General features: G+C 37.2%; 2 protein-coding genes. Both read right to left on the reverse strand.

Going from position 1 to position 1,141, the window contains the following annotated elements; all coding sequences use genetic code 11:
- Nucleotides 1–185: 185 nt before the first annotated feature.
- Nucleotides 186–512, reverse strand: a complete 327-nt coding sequence (locus AAV96_RS00035; protein ID WP_046737820.1) for a hypothetical protein — start codon at nucleotides 510–512, stop codon at nucleotides 186–188.
- A 112-nt stretch (nucleotides 513–624) separates the two neighbouring features.
- The gene (locus tag AAV96_RS00040; protein ID WP_046737821.1) at nucleotides 625–1,008 is read right to left on the reverse strand and encodes a hypothetical protein; all 384 of its coding nucleotides are present in this window, start codon (nucleotides 1,006–1,008) and stop codon (nucleotides 625–627) included.
- Nucleotides 1,009–1,141 lie beyond the last annotated feature (133 nt).

A 1,141-nucleotide genomic window follows, 5' to 3' on the forward strand; every position in this document is an offset into this window, starting at 1 on the left:
TTTGCTTGTATTTTCTTTTAAACCTATGTGTTTTCTTGCCTCAGCTATCCAAGGCAGTTCTGGATAATTACTCATTTCACTTTCCTCTAAACGAAAAAAAACCGACCTTATGGTCGGTTTGTGTTTGTTAATTTTGAGATATAAAAAACCCGCACAGGGCGAGTTTCATCAAACATTAAATACTATCAATCACAAATAATACCTAATTTCTCGCTGTAGTAATTAGTTGTCATTTTAAGGTCTTTCATTAACTGATCTTTAGACTCAGCCTTAGAAAGCTTCAACAATGCTGGTATGTACTGATACTCGTATACTTTCGGATAATCATTACAGAGTATTTTCTTTTGTTCACCTTTACTGGCATGAGGGTTCTCTAAAGTATCTAGAAACTCACCAATCTTTTTGTCCGATTCTTCAAACTGTTTATCTGCTGCCGAATCATCCACTTTCTCTGGCTGTTTTTGACAGCCTACAATCATTGTGACAAGAGAAATTAATAATATTTTTTTCATGTCTTCAGCTTTTTAAGTTATTGAAAATAAAACCTCTCCAAGAGGGAATATTTACAGCATAACACCTCTAACATTTAAAAAACCGTTCTAGCATGGCTTTATTTTTGAACTATTAAAAATTATCTTTGAAATCTTTAACCTCTTTGGCCACATCTAAAATTGTCGAGCCCTCACGGGCATTCACATAATTAAATGTCCATCGAATGATGGCCCAAAACGGCAACCCAGTCGCAAAGAAAATCCCACCGATTGCACACATCCCTGCCCATGTTGTTGCGTAATCATGCATAGAGAAATGCTGGATAATAAATCCACCAGCTCCAATACTACCAATCACCGTAGAAACTAAACTCACTACCCACTCACTACGAGAACGCGGCATTCTCGTCATGATTACGACCAAGTACCCCAACGCAATCACAACTGTAATGATTGCCCCAATACCATACATTTTGATAGCTACCGCACCCGCACCGCTACTTACTGGCTCTGCCATTTTTACTTTCTCCAGATAATAAAAAAGTCGCTAAAAAGCGACAGTCTTTTGTTGTCCAATCCATCATTGGACTAATAGTTAAACTTCGATTTGATATACAACACCTGTGGGTGCACTTCGTTTTATTTCATTT

This window comes from Acinetobacter sp. AG1 (genome assembly GCF_001005525.1).
Taxonomy (GTDB): domain Bacteria; phylum Pseudomonadota; class Gammaproteobacteria; order Pseudomonadales; family Moraxellaceae; genus Acinetobacter; species Acinetobacter modestus.